The sequence below is a fragment of the Agrilactobacillus composti DSM 18527 = JCM 14202 genome, from assembly GCF_001436375.1.
GTDB classification, from domain to species: domain Bacteria; phylum Bacillota; class Bacilli; order Lactobacillales; family Lactobacillaceae; genus Agrilactobacillus; species Agrilactobacillus composti.
Window position 1 is genome coordinate 14,288 of the sequence record NZ_AZGA01000054.1, and the last position, 19,424, is coordinate 33,711.

The 19,424-nt window shown below is 46.4% G+C and carries 21 protein-coding genes; 5 read left to right on the top strand and 16 right to left on the bottom strand.

The window, feature by feature from the left end:
- Positions 1–634: 634 nt before the first annotated feature.
- Entirely contained in the window at positions 635–1,033 is a 399-nt protein-coding gene (locus tag FC83_RS08325) for a hypothetical protein (protein WP_035454088.1), read from the top strand.
- Positions 1,034–1,072: 39 nt separating this feature from the next.
- Here the strand turns inward: FC83_RS08325 and FC83_RS08330 are convergent, their stop codons facing one another.
- Together FC83_RS08330 and FC83_RS08335 are read right to left on the bottom strand one after the other, a co-directional pair.
- A complete protein-coding gene (locus tag FC83_RS08330) occupies positions 1,073–1,519 on the bottom strand; it encodes a hypothetical protein (protein WP_035454086.1) in 447 nt (148 codons plus the stop codon).
- A gap of 92 nt (positions 1,520–1,611) precedes the next feature.
- Positions 1,612–1,893, bottom strand: coding sequence for a hypothetical protein (locus FC83_RS08335; protein ID WP_035454084.1), 282 nt, complete (start codon positions 1,891–1,893; stop codon positions 1,612–1,614).
- 332 nt (positions 1,894–2,225) lie between these two features.
- On the opposite strand from FC83_RS08335, the gene FC83_RS08340 reads away from it, so the two are divergent.
- A complete protein-coding gene (locus tag FC83_RS08340; protein WP_082622581.1) occupies positions 2,226–3,713 on the top strand; it encodes an MFS transporter in 1,488 nt (495 codons plus the stop codon).
- 65 nt (positions 3,714–3,778) lie between these two features.
- Here the strand turns inward: FC83_RS08340 and FC83_RS08345 are convergent, their stop codons facing one another.
- The 10 genes from FC83_RS08345 to FC83_RS08390 form a co-directional block, all read right to left on the bottom strand.
- The gene (locus FC83_RS08345) at positions 3,779–4,786 is read right to left on the bottom strand and encodes a uroporphyrinogen decarboxylase/cobalamine-independent methonine synthase family protein (RefSeq protein WP_035454081.1); all 1,008 of its coding nucleotides are present in this window, start codon (positions 4,784–4,786) and stop codon (positions 3,779–3,781) included.
- Positions 4,787–4,801: 15 nt separating this feature from the next.
- On the bottom strand, positions 4,802–5,545 hold the full coding sequence (locus FC83_RS08350; protein ID WP_057002632.1) for an SDR family NAD(P)-dependent oxidoreductase: 744 nt from the start codon (positions 5,543–5,545) through the stop codon (positions 4,802–4,804).
- 18 nt (positions 5,546–5,563) lie between these two features.
- Complete coding sequence (locus FC83_RS08355; RefSeq protein ID WP_057002633.1) at positions 5,564–6,304, bottom strand: amino acid ABC transporter ATP-binding protein; 741 nt, start codon at positions 6,302–6,304, stop codon at positions 5,564–5,566.
- Positions 6,291–7,088, bottom strand: coding sequence for an amino acid ABC transporter permease (locus FC83_RS08360; protein ID WP_052004803.1), 798 nt, complete (start codon positions 7,086–7,088; stop codon positions 6,291–6,293). The genes FC83_RS08355 and FC83_RS08360 overlap by 14 nt, the downstream gene beginning before the upstream one ends.
- Positions 7,089–7,106: 18 nt before the next feature.
- On the bottom strand, positions 7,107–7,805 hold the full coding sequence (locus FC83_RS08365) for an amino acid ABC transporter permease (RefSeq protein ID WP_035454075.1): 699 nt from the start codon (positions 7,803–7,805) through the stop codon (positions 7,107–7,109).
- 32 nt (positions 7,806–7,837) lie between these two features.
- Entirely contained in the window at positions 7,838–8,692 is an 855-nt protein-coding gene (locus FC83_RS08370) for a transporter substrate-binding domain-containing protein (protein ID WP_035454072.1), read from the bottom strand.
- Between the two features lie 33 nt (positions 8,693–8,725).
- Entirely contained in the window at positions 8,726–9,493 is a 768-nt protein-coding gene (locus FC83_RS08375) for a VOC family protein (protein ID WP_035454069.1), read from the bottom strand.
- Positions 9,493–10,296, bottom strand: coding sequence for a pyrroline-5-carboxylate reductase family protein (locus FC83_RS08380; protein ID WP_035454066.1), 804 nt, complete (start codon positions 10,294–10,296; stop codon positions 9,493–9,495). The genes FC83_RS08375 and FC83_RS08380 overlap by 1 nt, the downstream gene beginning before the upstream one ends.
- Before the next feature lie 628 nt (positions 10,297–10,924).
- Entirely contained in the window at positions 10,925–11,647 is a 723-nt protein-coding gene (locus FC83_RS08385) for an alpha/beta hydrolase (RefSeq protein WP_057002634.1), read from the bottom strand.
- A gap of 144 nt (positions 11,648–11,791) precedes the next feature.
- Complete coding sequence (locus tag FC83_RS08390) at positions 11,792–12,910, bottom strand: citrate/2-methylcitrate synthase (RefSeq protein ID WP_235184313.1); 1,119 nt, start codon at positions 12,908–12,910, stop codon at positions 11,792–11,794.
- Between the two features lie 720 nt (positions 12,911–13,630).
- Between FC83_RS08390 and FC83_RS08395 the strand changes: the two genes are divergently transcribed.
- The 3 genes from FC83_RS08395 to FC83_RS08405 are packed head-to-tail and all read left to right on the top strand — an operon-like array spanning position 13,631 to position 16,350.
- Positions 13,631–15,121, top strand: coding sequence for a cytochrome ubiquinol oxidase subunit I (locus tag FC83_RS08395; protein WP_057002635.1), 1,491 nt, complete (start codon positions 13,631–13,633; stop codon positions 15,119–15,121).
- Positions 15,114–16,127, top strand: a complete 1,014-nt coding sequence (gene cydB, locus FC83_RS08400) for a cytochrome d ubiquinol oxidase subunit II (RefSeq protein ID WP_057002636.1) — start codon at positions 15,114–15,116, stop codon at positions 16,125–16,127. The genes FC83_RS08395 and cydB overlap by 8 nt, the downstream gene beginning before the upstream one ends.
- A gap of 13 nt (positions 16,128–16,140) precedes the next feature.
- Complete coding sequence (locus FC83_RS08405; RefSeq protein WP_035454063.1) at positions 16,141–16,350, top strand: hypothetical protein; 210 nt, start codon at positions 16,141–16,143, stop codon at positions 16,348–16,350.
- Between the two features lie 48 nt (positions 16,351–16,398).
- Here the strand turns inward: FC83_RS08405 and FC83_RS08410 are convergent, their stop codons facing one another.
- The 4 genes from FC83_RS08410 to FC83_RS08425 all read right to left on the bottom strand — a co-directional run bounded on the left by FC83_RS08410 (position 16,399) and on the right by FC83_RS08425 (position 19,335).
- Positions 16,399–17,001, bottom strand: a complete 603-nt coding sequence (locus tag FC83_RS08410; RefSeq protein ID WP_035454060.1) for an NAD(P)H-dependent oxidoreductase — start codon at positions 16,999–17,001, stop codon at positions 16,399–16,401.
- A 1-nt stretch (position 17,002) separates the two neighbouring features.
- On the bottom strand, positions 17,003–17,557 hold the full coding sequence (locus FC83_RS08415; protein ID WP_052004801.1) for a TetR/AcrR family transcriptional regulator: 555 nt from the start codon (positions 17,555–17,557) through the stop codon (positions 17,003–17,005).
- A 276-nt stretch (positions 17,558–17,833) separates the two neighbouring features.
- Complete coding sequence (locus tag FC83_RS08420) at positions 17,834–18,484, bottom strand: ABC-2 transporter permease (RefSeq protein ID WP_035454057.1); 651 nt, start codon at positions 18,482–18,484, stop codon at positions 17,834–17,836.
- A complete protein-coding gene (locus FC83_RS08425) occupies positions 18,481–19,335 on the bottom strand; it encodes an ABC transporter ATP-binding protein (protein WP_035454054.1) in 855 nt (284 codons plus the stop codon). Before FC83_RS08425 ends, FC83_RS08420 begins: the two co-directional genes overlap by 4 nt.
- Positions 19,336–19,424: the final 89 nt, after the last annotated feature.

The window sequence follows — 19,424 nt, forward strand, 5'->3', positions numbered from 1 at the left end:
AAAGGTATTTCCGAACCTAATATTTTGCAATAAATATCATCGTTTAGATTTCCTTGATTCGATCTAACAGTCACATCTGTCGTCTTACACATTTTCGTTAAATCATATAATATAAAGTTTCTTCTGAATTAGTTATACAACTATAGGACTGGCTTTAGTCAGCTGAAAATCAGCATTTATCTCACTATCCAAAAACTCATTAGTAACACCGCAATAGGATACTATCTGATTTAATTTCACACATCAGTGTTTCGTTATCAGTTAATAATGCTTATTCGTTTTGATGACAGCGTTTCAGAATAGCAACTTAAATTATTGATAACTCGATTAACACGAAAGCGCATCCCAAAATTTATCTATTATTTCGGAATGCACGCCAATAAATCAACCGGAAATTAAAAAGCGGCACAACCATTAGTCGGTCATACCACAGCATCTCCATGTCTACTTTTTGGATTATTCATAATCAGTCTTGCACACCACAAATAATTAGCAGTGTCGGTTAAAAATCCAACCGCCATTTAATGATCGCCATCATCCAATAGCTTCTAAACGACCTCAGATTACAAATGAGTCAATTTATGTCTTGATTGGTGCCGTATCCCTTATAATAGGGTCAAAGGAGTGATTTTCCATGGCTCAAGAATTAGGCACAAATGATTTAGGGACATATAGTTACGTATCTAAGGCTTACAATGGCAGCATGCGGCTCAAGCACTACAAATTGCCCAGCACCGCTGACAACGGCCAGGTGACTTTCTTTGATACCGACGAAATCAAGCTCACCATGGTGATCAATGACCAACGGGTCGAAAAAATCACCATTGTCACCCCAGCACCGCAATCTTCCACCTATATGCAAGTCTTTGAGGGTTTCGAGTTTGGGCTAGATGCCCTGGGTACTTGGATCAACACCTACCATCGGTCCACTTCTACCCATGGCCCGGCCAAAGACGTGGTCAATGGTATTTTGGCCAGCTATAATACAACGACAGAAAACGTCTTGACCGTTAGCTTAACTCGGGCTAAATAGCCTAAAGAAACCAGGTATCTGCAAAGGATGTCTGGTTTTTTACGTGTTATCGTGGGTCTGCTGGTGCTTTTGGTGCCAAAAAGCCAACCCCTGCTGACCTAGGAAAATCACTGGCGAAACCACCAACAAAATCACATCTATAAATGCGGTCACGGCAAATTTTTGCAGGCTTTCCCCGGTGCCATTTTCCACGTGCATCAGGTAACTGGTGGGTACAAAATTTAGCAGTTCCAAATGACTTTTGGGATTTTGGGCAATTTGTTGGTAAGCTTTTTGCTCGTTACTTTTGGCGTCTAAAAAGCGCTGGGTATAGCGTTGTAGCCGCTGTTTCAAGGGAATAGTGGTGAACCAAAAGCTAATCAAAAAGTAGCCGTCTGCCCAGGACAATTGCCATCGCAACCCGCCTCGGGCTTGCACGTGGCCAAACAAGAAAATCAAAAGTGCCGGGAACAACAGCTGCAAGTAAGCTTTGACACGCTTTGCCATTTAGGTCATCTCACTTCACTTGATTACAGGAACGCTCATAAAAGCAAAAAGACCAACGTCCGATAATTTAGACGTTGGTGAACAGACTGGTTTCAGAAATTATTCAAGTCATGCTTGTCCTTATTCTTTTGTCGGTAGATATGAATCATAAAGCCAATGACCACTAGTAACATTACCGCCATTGGCATAACCAATGGTGTAACGCCGGAAACGATCACTTGATAACCCAAGACTGCTACTAGAAAAATTAGGGCGAGTACGCCACTGTACCATCTAGCCCGTTGAAAACTGGCACTGTGCCGATAAACGATGTTGGCCCAGAGACTGGCAAGCGCAAAGATACCAAGAATGATAGTTACAATAATCATTTTCATTGTTCTCACCTCTGCACATCTGTTGCAGAAAAAGCGACATCTATCAAGAACTTTTTAGAAAAAATGGCAGCGTTTCCAACAATAATAGTCACTTATACAACATTAATATACCATCAAAGCTAATTAATGTAAACGTTTTCTTTCTGACCATTTAAAAGGTCAAACTCAGCGGCGCTGACCCATTTAACCCGGGCAAAATAAGCATCACAAAAGACCAGGCTACCCATAATTTGGCGGGCTGGTCTTTTGCTTTGTCCTTTTAAGACGCCCCCACAAGCTCCCTCGTTTGCGGTAGTATAGAATCATAGCTTTTTTAGGAAGAAGGAAATTTTTTGTCAAAACGTAACATTTTGATTGTGACCTGTGCCTTATTGCTATCCAACGCAATGAGCGGGCTGGATAATACAATCATTAATACGGCGCTGCCGGCCATTACCGCTGATTTACATGGTCTGGAACTGATTGGGTGGATCGTGGCGGTATTTCTTTTGGGGACCGCGGTGAGCACGCCGCTGTGGAGTAAGTTGGGAGAACATATCGGTAATAAAAAGAGTTACCAATTAGCCGCCTGCTGCTTTGTCCTGGGTTCTTTTTTACAAGGCCTAGCTCCTAATATCATCTTCTTGATCGCCGCCAGAGCACTGATGGGTTTGGGTAATGGGGGCATGATTTCGCTGCCCTACATCATTTATGCCCAGATGTATACCAATCCCCGCAAACGCATGCAAGTCCTAGGCTTTGTTTCCGCCAGCTACAGCATGGCCACCATCATCGGTCCACTGGTAGGGGGTTATATCGTGGATACCTTTACCTGGCATTGGGTGTTTTATCTAAACGTTCCCATTGGCCTGATCTCGATTGTTTTGATTCAAATCTACTATCAATTGGCCCCACGAAAGCGGCCAGTTCGACCCTTTGATTACACCGGAGCCGTGTTATTGACCATTGGTTTAGTGGCATTATTGACGGGCATTGAATTCATCGGCAGCGCACCTTGGCCTGCCAGCACCGCCTTGATTGCCGGGGCCATCCTTGTCTTAGTCATCATGTTCCGGCTAGAAACCAAGGCCGTGGACCCCATCATCCCCCACCGCCTGTTCCAAAATAAAGCCCTAGTCATCGACTTTGTACTGTTCACCCTAATCTGGGGGAGCTTTGTGGGCTTCCTAATTTACGGCCCCATGTGGGCGCAAGCCCTGCTGGGAACCAGCGCTTTAATCGGTGGGGCAACTCAGATTCCTGGATCCGTCACCGATTTTCTAGGATCCGGTAGCGTTGAACCCATGCGCCGGATTTTATCCCCACAACGGGTCATCGCCATTGGTATCATCACATTGACCATCGCCTTTGCCTTGATGGCTTTTGCCGCTATCAACGCCCCCTACTGGCTATTACTGGTGGCCGGCGCCTTTGTGGGCTTTGGCAACGGCGTTTGTTTTAACGAGCTACAAATTAAAGTGCAGCAAGATGCCGACCGCCAAGATATTCCCATCGCAACCTCCTTTAGCTTTTTAATTCGAATGCTCAGTCAGACTTTCACGGCTTCAATTTTCGGATTGATTTTAAATCAGGCGTTAAAAAATGGGATCCAGCACTCATCCGGCCAAATCACCATGGCCATGATGAACCAATTAAGTGACGCCAAAAATGTAAGTGCCCTCCCCCGGCATTTAATCCCGCAAATGCGCCGGATTTTATTCACCGGTCTCCATAATATTATGATTTTATCCTTAGGTTTAATGTTACTGGCCCTTGGTATCAACCTCTGGGCCCAGAAGTTAGAACGCCAAAAACAGGCATCTGGTCATGATCTAACCTAATGCCTGTCGTCATCGCTACATTATTATACGTCTAAGATCTGCCTGCTAACAATCAAGCAGGTTTTTTACTGTTTGCTATTCGCCGCGGCGCTGACCCAGTTGGCCCGGGCGTCGGGGGTATCAAAGGGAATACTGCAATCTGCTCCCAGTAAAATCCCCTGGCGGCCGTTAACTTGCAACAGCCGCTTGGTTTCAGCCTTGATTTGGGCTTCAGTTCCCCGATAATACAAACCGGCTTCAGTGTTGTCAAACCCACCTAAAATGGCCCGATTGCCAAAGAGCTTTTTACCCTGGGCCAAGGAGACACCTTCCACATAGCTGGCAAAATTGATGGCCTTGGCCGGATAGTCCTGGTAATCAGCTAAGTTATTCCGAGCCCCGGCAAAACCGCAAATATGTAGCATATTGCCGTCATTGGCCGCTTGGGCGGCGTTTAATAATAACTTTTCGCTGGGGACCACGTACTGTTGCCACAGGGCTTTCGTGATCCTAGAATCTTGGGGTTGTTGCACACATAAGTAGATCCCCACGATACCCGCTTCTCGAATCAAGCGGGTCACCAGCTCACTTAAATCTTGGGCCAACTGGTTTAAAACTTCCCCAAATAAAGCTGGTTCGGCGGCGAAGAAGTCATAAATTTTCACAGGGTCCTGGTCTAAAATTTCAAAACGCAGGCGCAATTGGTACCAGGGTGAAAAGATATTATAGAAGCTGCCAATGTCGCCTTGATAGTGGTCCACGATGGCTTTGATGGCCGCCACTTGGTCTTGATACCAAGGGTGGTTGGCGGCCACTGGCTTGATTTGGCGCAAGTCGGCCGGGCTGTTGAAGGTCACATCTAACAAACTGGGTAATAGGAAAAAATTATCACTCATGATTTTGGTAAAATCCGGGTGAATGTCGTCATAAAACCGCTGCTGGGCGGCCACCACGGCGGCCACGCTTTGCTTTTGGCGAAAGCCGAAGACTTGTTGGCGTTCGTCGGCTAAATAGTGGTGCCAAAAACCGGCTAAACTGGTATCTGCCGGTTGATTATCTAAAGTTTGCAATAAAATATCACGTTTATTTGTCATGGGTTCTTCCTTCCCCTAGGCTAAGCGCCAACCGCCGTTGACGTGGAGACTTTGGCCAGTGATGTAACTGGCGGCCTCTGAGATCAAAAAGACAATGGGCTGGGCGATTTCTTGGGCCTGGGCTGCCCGACCTAACGGTACTTTGGCTTGGTATTTGGCCAAATTGGCTTGAATACGCTCGTGGGTCATTTCCGTATCGGTGACCCCGGGCACCACGGCGTTGAGGCGCACATTATGGGCCGCCCCTTCGATGGCCAAGGTCTTGGTGAGACTGGTGACGGCCCCTTTAGAAGCAGCATAAGCGTCATAATCTAAGATGCCATCAAAGGCATCCACCGAGGTCACGTTGACGATACTACCCTTGCCCTGAGCGTACAAATGGGGCAATAGGGCTAAAGTGGGATACAAGGTCCCATTGAAATTCACCGCCATAATTTGGGCCCAGCTGGGGTCGTTATAATCCGTGACATCTGTGGTTAAAAAGATACCGGCACTGTTCACCAACCCGGCGATGGGGCCGAAGTCGGCCACGATTTGATCAAAGGTGGTCTTCACGGCGGCCTTATCAGTCAATTCCAATTGATAACGGTGACTCGTAACGCCCGCAAACGTTGTGGCTTGTTGCACCTTGGCCAAACGGGTCGCATTACGCCCAATCAAATGGACATCATAACCGGCTTGGGCTAAGGCAATGGCCGTGGCTCGGCCAATACCGCTGCTGGCCCCGGTGACGATCACTTGAGGATTTTTTGTTGTCATTTAATACACCTCACAAATTTAGACATTACTTAAAATTTCAGCTAGAAACTGTTGGGTCCGGGGGACTTGGGGATGGTCAAAAATATCAGCTGGGGAACCGGCTTCCACCACTTGTCCATCGGCCATGAAGACGACTTTGTTGGCCACATTGCGGGCAAAGTTCATCTGATGGGTGATCACCACCATGGTGGCCCCTTCTTCGGCCAACTGACGCATGACCTTCAAGACTTCTCCGACTAATTCTGGGTCCAAGGCGCTGGTGGGTTCATCAAAGAAAATCACCTGGGGCTTTAAGGCAATGGCCCGGGCGATGCCCACCCGCTGGGCTTGGCCTCCGGAAAGTTGGGAGGGATAGTGGGCCACATAATCGGCCATCCCCACCTTTTTCAAAGCCGCCAGGGCAATGGTCTTGGCTTGGGCCTTGGGAATTTTATGGGCCACCACGAGGCCTTCAGTGACGTTTTGCAGGGTAGTTTTGTTATTAAAAAGATTATAATTTTGGAACACGAAGCCCACATTTTGGCGGATGGTGCGGATGTCATTTTTCGACAAGTGGGCTAACTCCCCTTGAACCCCGGCGAAATCGATGGTCCCCCCATCGCCCTTTTCCAAAGTGGTGATGGTACGCAACAAGGTGGTTTTCCCGGAACCACTGGGGCCGATCAAGGTGATCACATCCCCTTGGTTCACTTGAAAATCGATACCCTTTAAGATTTGTTGGGGGCCGTAACTTTTCGTTAAATTTTTAATTGTGAGCATGATTCACCAGCTCCTTTTTAGGGTCGTATTGAACAGCTGCCACCGTGGTGGTAGGTTGTTTGAAACTAAATAAATGCCAGTTGAACGACTTGGCCGTGGTGGTCCGTTGAAAGCGGCTGAAGTAGCGTTCCAAGAACCAGAATAGCAATTCTGCGGCGTAGGCGATGATCAGATAATAAACCCACACCACCAGGTAAGCTTCCAAGAAGTTGTAGGAAAAGGCCGCCTGGGTCTTGGCAATGGCGGTGATATCCTTCACGGACATGATAAAAGCTAAACTGGAATTCTTGATCAAATACAGGGTGGCGTTGGTGATGTTGGGCAGGGCCGAGACCAACGCCTGGGGTAAAATCACCCGGACAAAAGTCTGTCGCGGGGCCATCCCCACCATCAACCCCGCCTCTAATTGCCCCTTATCCACGGTTTGCAGCGCGGAGCGAAACACCTCCGTTAACGTGGCAATGCTATTTAAAGTGAACACGATATAGGCATAATTGATGGGATCGATGCTAAAGGCACTCTTCCCGATGATGGTGGCCAAGAAGCTGGGAAAGGCGCTATAAATGATCAGGATTTGGGCAATCAACGGTGTCCCCCGCACAAAGGACACGTATAGCCGGACGAGGGGACTTAAAATTTTGACCCGATAAATCCGCACTAAAGCAAATATGAAGCCAATAGGTAAGGATACGATCAACGCCACCAGCACGATCTGCAAGGTTACCGGCACACCGGCGATGGCGGTCTTGAAAACTTGGGCCATGAAATTGGTATCTAGGGACAATTTGAGGACCTCCTTGAATTAGGGCTGAATGGCTTGGCGTTTCTTTTGAAAAGAGCTTTCCACCAGGCTCACCAGCTTGTCGATGGCTAAAGAAATCACCCAGTAGATCAGCGCTAGGGCGCCGTAGGTTTCAAAGGCAAAGCCCCCGGAGTTGTTGGCCACAATCATTTGGGCTTTGGCCACCATGTCCACGACCCCGATGGTAAAGGTCAAAGCCCCTTCTTTCAGCAGGTTGATGATGGCGTTGGCCAAGTTGGGCAGGGCGATGACGAAGGTTTGGGGCAAGGTGATGCGGATAAAGGCTTGCCAGGGACTCATCCCCACCATCAGCGCCGCTTCCTTTTGCCCCGCGGGAACGGCTAAGTAAGCCGAGCGGAAAATTTCCGCCACGGGGGCTGAAAACAGCAGGGTCAAGGCGATGACCACAAAGTACATCCGGTTCCAACCTTCAATGGACACGTGGAACCAACCCTTGATGAGAAAGGGCAGGCCATAATACACCACGAAAATCATGATGATGGCCGGGGTGGCCCGGATCACGCTGATGTAGACGTTGGCGATGGCCCGCCACCACCAATGGCTACTGAGTTTGGCCCGGGTCAAGGCGGCGCCCAACAGGCCCCCTAGGATAATCGACGCCACGGAAATGATCAAGGTGATTTGAATGGCTGGTAAAATCTGGATCAGAAATTTGTAAATTAAAGCTAATGTGGTCATAACTGACCCTCCTATTCAGCGTGCTGGAACAATTACTTAAAGGCCTTGTTCACCAATTTGAAGTTGTCTTGACCGAAGTACTTTTCAGACAACTTGGCCGCTTCACCAGAAGCAATGACCTTCTTAACGGCCTTATCATAAGCGGCGGCTAACTTGGTCTCTTTCTTGTTGAACAATGGGTAAGTCTTAATACCCCCTAAGGTGACGTAGGTGAGCTTGCCCTTCAAATCGGCGTTGGCCCCGTTGGACTTTTCAACGTTGGCTTCAAACATGGGGCGAATGGCGAAGAAAGCATCGTAGCGGCCTTCGTTGACCCACTTCAAGGCATCGGAAACCACGAAGGTGTCCGCACTGCCTAGCTTAATTTTAGGGGTGTGTTTCTTATTGTAGTCGGCGATGACGGCGTATTGGCCATTTTGTGGGGCAATGGGTACTAATTTCCCGTTATTTTTAGCCAATTTCCCTAAGCCGCCAAATTTGGCTTTGTCCTTGGTGCGGACCACAAAGCCGGAGTCACTGACCCCAAAGTAATTTTTCGGGAATAGGTAAGTCTTGGCCCGATCAGCGGTGTAGAAAATGTTCTTCACCCCCACATCGTATTTGCCACTCTTGACCCCGATCAACACATCGTCATCACTGGTGCCGGTGTAAGTAAATTTATATTGGGGTAATTGCTTGTCGATGGCTTTCATCATGGCCACATCGTAGCCATCCCCTTGTTTCTTGCTATTTTGATAAGTAATGGGGTAGTTGGTGGTGGCGTAGGCCACTTTAACGGTGGTGACGGCTTGGGCCGTGGTGGGTTTTTGCAGGGTCAAGGCCGCGGCGATGGCGGCAGTCCCCCCTAATAACAGGGCGATGCGTTTGAACCATTTTGTCTGTGTCATATTTAGTAAGCTCCCTCGAATTTAAAAGTTAGTTTAAAACGTTAATTTAGCGTCTCCCAATTGAATGGTTTGCCCAGCCAACTCTCCCGTGGCCCCGGCAAACTGTAAGGTGGTCAAGTGATTAGCAACCCCCTGGGTGAACTTGAATTGCCGCTCATGGATGGGCACCACATAATCAACCCCTTGGGCGGTGGCGGTACTGCCCACCAACTTCGCCCAAAATTCAGCGGCGGCTTTCGGATGGACCACTTCAAAGGTCCCTTGGATCACCTTCAAGTCCCCAGCAGGATGGGGTTCGATCAAGCCTTGTTGGGTCAATTGAGCTATTCGGTCTGCATCGGTACTTTGCCAATTGATAAAAAACGGATAAGGCAGGCCTTCAAAGTCGGCGTCAATGAAAAAGATTTGCCAGGTGATCAAATGGTCCTGCGCATCGGTCCGCTGGCCTTCGGAGATGGGGCCAACCGGCACACCACTGGCCTTTAAGCTGGCCCAAGTGGCCTGTAAATCTGAACTGCGGATAGCCACGGTGTTGAAGCGTTGGCGCTTAGCTTCATAGTCTTGGGTGGCGTCATATAAAGACGCGGCTTGATTGCGGGTCACGGCGGCGGCCTTGGCTAAGTCAAAGACGCTGATCAATTCGATATAATTGATGCCAAAATAACCTAAGGCATTAGCCGTCCCCCAAGCTTCATGTTGACCCCCTCGCTTGAAAATAACGCCATGGTCTTGAAATAAGGCAATGGCTTGGTCTAAGTCCTGGACATTGATCATGGAATGGTCCCAGTTTAAGTCTGGCATTATTTTTCAGCTCCTAACTCAGTGGTCCGTCTAACAGCGGCTAACACGGCATTTTGGATCCCCGCCGCGAAGTCACTGGCGTCCAGTTCATGTTGGGCATAAATCCCCACCCCACCAGCGGAGTTATTAATATCTAAGAGTTCATTGGGATTTTTACCCGTAAGTTCTAACATTTTGGCTGCCCCTTGGAGATTCTCCAAAGCCACGGCGTTAGCCTGTTGCCGGGACAAGCCCGCCAAGACGCCGGCGTTGGTGAGAGCGATGTAGAAGTTGTAAATATAATTGGGGCCGGCCACGCCGTACCCGGTGTAGATGTCGATTTGGTTTTCGGGGATGTAATCCACCTTGCCAAAACTCTTCAAGAAAGGATCCACCAGGGCCTGGTCGGCATGGTCATTCAAAGCCGCGCCGCTGTAGCCAAAGCCCGTATCGGTCAGGGTGTTGGGGATGATACGGGTCACGGGCAGATTGGCGTTAGTGGCGGTCAGTTGGGCAATGGTCACCCCGGCAATGATGGACACCACTTGGGCTTGGGTTTGGCTTTGGCTGATGGTCTGGGTTAGGCCGGCCCAATCATCTTGGGGCCGCACCCCCAGTAACACGATTTGAGCGGCGGTAAGCTGGGGTTGATCCAACACCGTGGCCCCTTTGATACCGTAGGTTTGCTGTAAGTAATCGATGCGACTTTGGGCAATATCGGTGACGAAGACACTGTCGGCACTGAGGGCCTTGTTTTTCAAACCGGCCCGAATGATGGCTTCCACCATTTGGCCCCCACCAAAAGCGTATAAAGAAATTGTCATAAAAGCTTCCCTCCTAAAAGAAACTAAAAAGGGCCCCAACCAAATCCGAAGACTTAGTTGGGGTCCTTATCCAGCATAGACTGAGTATGTAGCCACCTATTGAAACCTTGTACTAAATTACCAGGTGACGTCCAGGCTCTCCATCTATTTGCGGGCACCAAACTAAGCCGATTGGCATTTGCATACACATCGGCATTTGGCACATATTGCACATAGATGATTGAGCCTTTAACAAAATGGACGTCTCCTTTCAAATTAGAGCTTCATAAGTTGTTTATTAAGTTATCATTAATATATCAGTTTGTCAAGGCGGGTAGGCTTAATTTCCTTTGTTCTTAAAAAAGCTTGTAAGCCATGGTATTAATAGGCTTACAAGCTCTCATATGTTATAATATCCAAGCAAAGAAGTTAGAGACGGTTGGCGAAAACTCAACAAACACGCAAAATAAAAAACCGCTCATCTAACTTTTGGCCAAGTTAAAGCGGTTTTTTAACTAACAATGCCACCGTCTTGACGGCTTTGCATCTTTACAAGGCCAAACTCTATCCGAGGGTTTGGTCTTTTTGTATGCTCATTATAACATAATTTAATATTTTAGGTATACTTCGGCTTTAAAAAACAGGCCTTTTAATTAATCCCCAGGACCTCATGGAGCCATTCTAAGCCTAAGTTAAACCAACGGCCCATATGGCGATCGGCCCGATCCCCGTTGACCACTGCGGTCCATTTGTTGGCCAGGGCAATGCCATGATTGCCGGTGCCAAATTCGTGGGCTTCAAAGGGAACGTTGTGCTTAGCTAAAGCAGCAGTGTAGACGTGAATGTGATCCAAGAACGGGGTCAGTTCATCATTGATGGACCCCCAAATGAAGGTTGGTGGGGTCTGGGGTGAAACCAGTTGGGATACGTCCCGGCTTTGAATACCCATTTTTTTATCCAAAGTTGGCTTGATGGCTGGGTAGCCCAACATCACAAACTTGGCATGGGTGCCAGCTTCATTGCCATAGTCCGCTGCCAATTGACCCCCAGCGGAAAAACCGATGATCCCTAATTTATCAATGTCTACGCCCAATTCTCGTGAATGTTGCACCACATAGTAAAAAGCTTGGGCAATGGCCGTTTTAGCATCGTCATAGTTTTTCTTTTCTAAAACTGGATAGTTCACCACAAAGGTTTGAAAAGCGTGGGTGGCAAAGGTCAGGGCGACTCTTTCCGTATCCCGCTCCTTTAATTTCTTGTAACTACCGCCACCGATAATCACGATACCCGGCAGTTTTTCGTCGGTATTGCTTTGATAGATGTCTAAAGATGTCTCCTTGGTTGGGTCTAATGTCACATTTTGAATATCCATAAAATTAAATCACCTCATGTCTATGATAAGGGTCATTTCTGAAAATTGCTATGGTTATCCCGCGAAAAATAAACCCTATTTCCATAAAAAAACAAAAAAATCGCCTCAACTTTTCAAAGTTAAAGCGACCCAAATAGATGTCAATTAAGCGCCCTGGTCAGTCTTGGCCTCACTCACACTAATGGTGCGGTTGATGGGGCCGGTGTATTCAGAGCTTGGTCGAATCAAGGTGTGCAGATCCCGTTGTTCGTGGATATGGGCCAACCAGCCCCCGGTCCGGCTGATGGCAAATAACAGGGTGAATACATTGGCCGGCAAGCCCATGCAGTGATAGATCGTGGCGGTATAAAAGTCCACATTAGGTTGTAAATGCTTATTTTCCGCCATGAATGCCCGGACTTCTTCCGACAGAGTATACCACTTGGTCTGGTCCGTGGCCGTGGTGATCTCTTCAGCACAGACCTTTAAGTATTTGGCCCGGGGATCGCCATGTTTGTAAATCCGATGACCAAAGCCGGGAATCTTCTCACCCTTAGCCAACTTGCGGTTCAAGTAGTCGGGTACGGATAGGTCTTGTTTATCCATATCCTGCAGCATGTTAAACACGGCTTCGTTGGCGCCACCATGCAGTGGCCCCTTCAAAGCGCAGACGGCTGCCGTTAAACAAGAGTACAGATCTGCCCCCGTACTGGCCACCACCCGGGCAGTAAAAGTGGAGGCATTCAATTCATGATCGGCGTGGAGGATCAAGACCCGGTTAGCCAACTTGGTTTGGGCCGCGTTGGGCAGTTGGCCCGTCAATAAATAATAAAAGTTTTCAGCATAGCTGAGATTTAGAAGTGGGGTTGAAACCGGCCGGTGGCGCAAATCGTTGATGATGGCCGTGGTGACGGTCAACATGCGCCCTTGGACCTGTTCAGAAGTCCCGGTGGCATCCGTTTGGGTCCCTAACATGGAAATCGCCGTCCGCAAAATACTCATGGGATGCTGGTGGGTATTGCTGATAGTCCGCAGGCGATTTAAATACTGCTCATCCAATAAGGTATTGGCCATGATTTTTTCGTTTTGCACCTTTAACTCTTGGGGTGTGGGTAAGCGTTGATGCCACAATAAAAACAGCACTTCTTCATAAGACACGTTATTTTCGATCAATTCATCAATGCCATACCCCGCATAGGACAGCATTTCATTTTTAGTCGAACTAATTTTTGTTTCCGCACAAATGACGTTGGCCAGACCGTTCGCTACTTTGATAGGTTTCATTTAGAGGAAGCAAGCCACCTTGGCCTAAGCCAAAGCAAAGCTTGCTTCTTTCACTTCCTTTCAGTGCTGGAATCTACTCACAAACCGGGCAACGTAAGGGATTGCGCAACTTAGGCCTGTGATGACGTTATCAAACTTTTCGAGTATCGTGACTGGCTACCCTTGGTCCTTTTGGAAAAGGCAGCCCTGGAAAATCAAATGAATCAAGTTGGTGGCATACGGTTACTTTCACCATCATAATTAAAATATGATTACAATTTGATTATATCTATAGATATTCTCACTCCGACAGCTAGTTTGTCAAGTAGTTTTATGAGAATTCATTTAAACCAAGCTCACATCATATGTTACCAATTTATGCATAAATACGTATCATTACTGTATATTAAGTCCAAATGAAGCATAAATATCCTAAAATGCTGTTATTTATTTTCCGAGCTGTCTGCTCATGTCAATTGTAAAATTAATGTATCATTAGAAATAATCTTACTTTGCCAACCCCTTTTTCACCGCTCATTGGCTCATTTGTGGTAATAAATAAACTAACGGTCGTCATTGACATAACGGCTTAGACCAATTTCAAATTACCAGACTATCAAATTAATTGATACCCAACGAATAAGACGTTTTTCTAGTGTATACCAATGAATGGTTCTATAATGACGGTGCAAAGGATAATCTAATAGTTGGATTAGTTCGCTTTGGAAAGGTGTGAGAGAAATGAGTCTGTTGTTGGGAGCCGCAGTAACGCCATTTGCGGTGACGACCATGTCGCGCTTTCAATTCGCCCTGACCGCCATCGTCCATTTTCTGTTTGTTCCGACGTCTATTGGGATTTTAACAGCCACCTTAATTTTTGAATTCCTCTATGCTTACGGGCATGGGGATACGGAAAAGTATGGCCGCTTAACGCTATTTTTCAGTAAAATTTATTTCTTAAGTTTCGCCACTGGTGTGGTCACTGGGATCATTATGGAAATGCAATTTGGGTTAAACTGGTCGGCTTTCTCCCGGTTAATGGGGGATATTGCCGGGGTGCCGCTGGTCATTGAAAGCATGATGGCCTTCTTCATTGAATCCACCTTGATTGGGATGTGGCGCTTCACTTGGGGCAAACTCAATAAGAAAGTCCACGCCTGGTTTGGGGCCGCCATTTTATTTGCTTCCTTATTCTCCATTGTGTGGATCATTTCCATCAACGCCTTCATGCAATTGCCTTATGGCTTCCACATGGAAGGCAACCGGGCCCGTTTGAACAGTCTGATTAGCTTATTACAAAATCCGCAATACTTGCCAGAAGCTTTGCATGTCTTCTTAGCCACCATGATCGTGGGCGGCTTCTTGATCGCAGGGATTTCTGCTTGGCAGATTCTTCACAAACGGGATGTCAAAGCCTTTAAAGTCGCCATTCAAATTGGCCTGCTAATTGCTTTGCCCGCAGTCTTCATTCAACCTTTACAAGGTGATGACCAAGGCGCGGCTTCCGCACCGGTTCAACCGATGAAATTTGCCGCCATTGAAGCCCGTTATGATTTAGCCGGCAATGCCCAACAAGGGGCACCTTGGGCGGCGGCAGCTTGGATCAGTGACTCCAACCATACTGCCAAGGCACTGGATATTCCTGCCATGGGTTCTTATTTTGGTACTGGTAAGTTCACGGGTGCCATGCCGGGGATGAATCAAATCGCCAAAGCTTATCATTTGAAATTCGATAAAACTGTCGCCAAGTCCTATGACGGCCATATGCAGTATTATCCACCGGTTAACCTCTTATTTTGGTCCTTACGTTGGATGGTTTATGCCGGTTACTTCTTTACCATTTTCGCCGCCCTAGCGACGATCATGCTGCATCGCAAGAACAAGGGTATTGAAGCCCATCGCAAGACTTTAAAGACTTTAGGCGTGGTCATGTGGCTGCCTTATGTCACCACCACGGCAGGTTGGATCGTGGCGGAAGTCGGCCGTTATCCTTTCGTGGTTTACGGCGTTTTGACCCAATATGATAGCGTTTCCCCAAGTGTCACGCTACCAGAAGTCGTCACGTCCTTCACCTTGTTTGCCATCGCGGACATCGTGTTGATCACCACCATGATCGTGGCTAGCCACAAGGTTTTGAAACGGGGCCTGCCAGATCTAGCAGACGAATACCCAGAGGATAAAGTGCGTGTTAATAGCGATCCATTTGCAAAGGAGGCCTTCAACCATGACTAACGTTACCCATTTACAAGTCATCTTCATGGCAGTCATTGCCGTGGAAATCATGTTGTTCTTCGTCATGAACGGTACTGACTTTGGGGCTGGTATCGCCACAGCCTTTGTGAAAGACCAACAAGACCGCAATGAAATCGTTAAAACATCTGAACCCGTGTGGGGTGGCAATGAAACCTGGATCGTGGCGGGCTTAGCCCTCATGTTTGGGACTTTTCCAGGCTGGTATGCCGCCTTAGAATCCGGCTACTACCTGTTCTTCATTGGCATCTTGTTCTTCTTCATCCTAAGAGGCGTAGCCTTTGACTACCGCAATTCCTGGCAAAAGACTTTCTACAATCGTTTTTGGGATTGGGGATTATTCTTAGGCAGCTTGTTGCCGCCCTTCTTGTTTGGCATCATCCTAAGCTCCATGGTCAGCGGCGTGCCCATGAAAGACGGCTTTGTCTACGCCGGGTTTGGGGATGTGGTCACCTTGTTCTCCTTATTAGGCGGTATCTTAGCCGTGGTCTTAAGTATCAATATCGGCTTAAGTCGGGTCATTAAAAAAGTCAGTGACCCATTAGTGGCAAAATTACAGCCAATTTTAAGAATCGTGAACATTATTATTTACCCACTGGCGGTGCTGTTTATTATCCTGCTGCCATTTAAGACCAACTTCTTTAGCAATCGGCCCGCTGGTGTCACCGTCTTATTGATCGTTATGGTGGTCGCTTTGGTAGCACAAACCTGGCTTTTGACCAAACATCCCAAAGCCAACTTCTGGCTGGCTGCTGTGGTCATGGGGGCCTTTGCGTTGACCATCTTCGTGGGGCTCTTCCCAAATCTCATCATCAGCACCACCGGCCCTAATCTAACCGCACCTATGGCGGCCAGTGGTCGAGAATCCTTATTATGGGCTGCTTGGCTAATGGGCTTTGCCATGCCGATCATGATCATCGTCCAAGCTTACTCTTATCACTTGATCAATAAATTCTATAACACACCTGCATCACCCATGACGTACTAAGGGGGTCTTGACTATGTCCAAACATGTTTGGCTCAATATTTTATGGGGCGTCTTAGCCGTTGGTCTTTGGGTCTATCAAGTCTTTTGGCCTTTGCTCTGGGTCCCAATCGTTGGCAAATTTTGGGGCGCCATCATTTTATACGCCCTTGACGCCATTATCTTAGGCTTCGCTATCCGCGCCACTTACAAAGGTTATGGGCGCCAGGAAAATTCAACCCATTGATTTAAATAAAATAACGCACTTGTCCCAAGTTTGGGAGAGTGCGTTATTTTAGTGGGTAAATTGCAATTGATTACACCGGCTCAAAAATTTCTGCCGCTGTTGGACTGTAGAATTGGTGATGCCACCGAAATTGATCCATTTGGCCTTTTTAATGCCCAGTTGTTTTAGCGTCTTATTGATAAAAATCTTTTGAATACTGTTGCCAGACATTAGCTTGAAATAAAGTGTTGGCGAAGTGGAAGTCGTAAAGACATAGGCCTGCTTCAAATTGGTCAGACAGCCTTTGACCCCAGTCTTGGTCACGGTATGGGTCAGGTCTTCGCCTTCCTTCATGACTTTATCAATAAAGCCCTTTAACATAGCGGGCAGGGCATTCCACCAAATTGGCGTCACAAAAATAATCTCACCGGCACTTTTTAGCAGGGCTAAGTACTTGGTTACTAGTGGATCGTGGGTTTGACCGGTGTGGAATAGCCGTAATTCTTCGGTATCGTAAACCGGGTTAAATTGGTCTTGATACAAGTCGATGACCGTGTAAGCTTGCTTTTGCCGGGTTAAATTCTGCTTAATGGTTTCTAAAACGGCATGGTTGAAACTGCCGCTATAGGGATGGGCATATATAATTAAAATTGGTTTCGTAGTTGTTGACATTTTAATTCACTCCAATCATGTCATTAATCGTCTGAATCATTAAATTTTCATCGATGGCGACCACATTGTGCCGGACTAGCATGGCATAGCCTTGCAGAAAGGCCCAAACTTTGATAAATAATGTCTCTGGATCAACAGTTGGATAAGCCTGGGCGATTTTGGCAATGACATCCTTGGTCAAGGCTAACAAGGGAAAGTCTTTGGGGGATGCCCCGGGTTGGTAAACGGCGGTAATACTGGGATTGAAGAACAAAAAATCCATCTTATTACCAGCTGTTTCAAAGGCCTGAATTAAGGCCACCCCCAGCGTCACCAGCGCTTGTTTAGGCGCCTTCATGTCAGCCTGAACCTGAGGGGCAATTGTTTGATAGAGGTCATTTGATAATTGTTGGGCCACAGTAAAAAACAAGTCATCCTTGTTGGCAAAATGCTTGTATACTGCCCCCGTGGTTAAGCCTAACTTTTGCGCTAATTGGCGTAAGGAAATGTCCTGATACCCTTGGTTGTCAATTGCCGTAATCGTTGCTGCGATAATCTTTGCTTTCGTTTGATTCACGTTGATCTTAATCGCCTCCATTTGGATAACAGTGTTATCTATGAGGTTAAGATAACACTGTTATCTTTTAGGGTCAAGGTATTTTCCACATTTTTATTTTTGACTTGGAACACGTTCAATATTCTATACTCAGGTCAAATAAAAAAACCAATTTCGAAAGTTTCATCAGCGAAATTGGTTTTTATCTGTAATCTGATCTAAGTAGTCTTTCCTAATTGTGCTCACTTTTAAATTTGGCTGCTAACTGCCGGGTTCAGCCGCCCGAGTAGCCAGGATTTAATAATCCTTTTTAGTGAAAATGAACCTGGACAGACAATAAGAACAGCTATAGATCAAAAATGCGGCTATGACAAATGCGCTGGCCACAAAAAGTGATATATTGAAATTTGCTTTAGCAACAGCGTTACTGAAATAATTGATGACACCCTGGACACCTATTAATGTGGCTATACCCACAAAAGCACTTCCTATGATAATACCGTCAGACTTCTCATGGCCCAACAGATATAACAGCGGATAGACGAAAGCGCCAGCAACAATCACCATGAAAAGAGTACTCGCATAAATGCTTGAAATATTCGCAAGCTGCAGTCCCGTTTCAATTGTTGAAGAAATTATGTACACAACAAAAGAAATAAGCATCCCCATCAATACAAAAGTGAGGTAATGGACATAATTACTTTTGACCATTGTGCTTCTTTTCACTGGCAAGGTAAACGTATAGATATCAAAATTCGATGTGCCTTCTTGTTTGATCACTTCAAGGGCCGGTAGAGATGACATGAAGATGATGACCATGATAGAAAATCGGGATGCATTATCCACTTTGATAAAAAACAACACCAACGAAATCAATAAAGAAATGGCCAAATAGCCCACGAAACTCTTATAGGTTAATAAAGTTTTTGTTAAAAGTAGTCCTCTCATTGTGCACCCTCCCTTGATACCATGATACCTAGCTCTGCTAACGATAAATCGGTCACCTGTGCACTTGCCGGTAGTTCATGCTTGCTTGGCATAAGTAATTTAACCATTTCGCCATAACGCTGCTTGATGATTATTTGGCTTTGGTCGATGGCGTCAAGTTGGTCTTGTTGGACTTCGACCATAACAAAATTAGCCAAAAGATCATCTTTAGCTTCGTTTAAAATAATTTCACCATCTTTGAGGATGACAATTCGCGAAGCAATTTCTTCAATATCAGCCACAATATGTGATGAAAGTAAAATACCGCCATTTCTTTCCGCCACATAAGTCCGTAGTTTCAACAATATTTCTTGTCTAGCGTAGGCATCTAAGCCGCTAGTCACTTCATCTAAAATTAATAACTTGGCATCATGAGACAAAGAAATTATAATGGACAGCTTCATCAACATACCCTTTGAGAAAGTTTTGAGTTTCTTGTTTGTCTCTAACGAAAATTCTTTGATCAATTCAAAGAATTGCGCTTCGTTCCAAGTCGCAAAGAATTGCTTTAAAACCAAATTCACTTCGTTGATATTTAAAGATCCCGGCAGCTTACAAGCATCAAAAACAACGCCGACATCTTCTTTTAGCTTCACATCTGCAGGTAAGTCCTTGTCGTCGAAAAACGCAACCATTCCCCCATCTTTATGGGTAATATCGAGTATTGTTTTAAGCGTCGTGGATTTGCCCGCACCATTTGCCCCTATAAATGCCACAATATCGTTCGGTGCAATCGTCAGATTAATATTTTTTAAGACCTGCTCATTTTTAAATTCTTTTTTTAGATTTCGAACTTCTAAAAGATTTTCCACCTCTTCACCTCATTCTAAAATTATTGTTTATGCTCTAACTTTGTTTGTTGGTAGCTAAACTACACTTACTCGGTCGTTGCAATAATCTG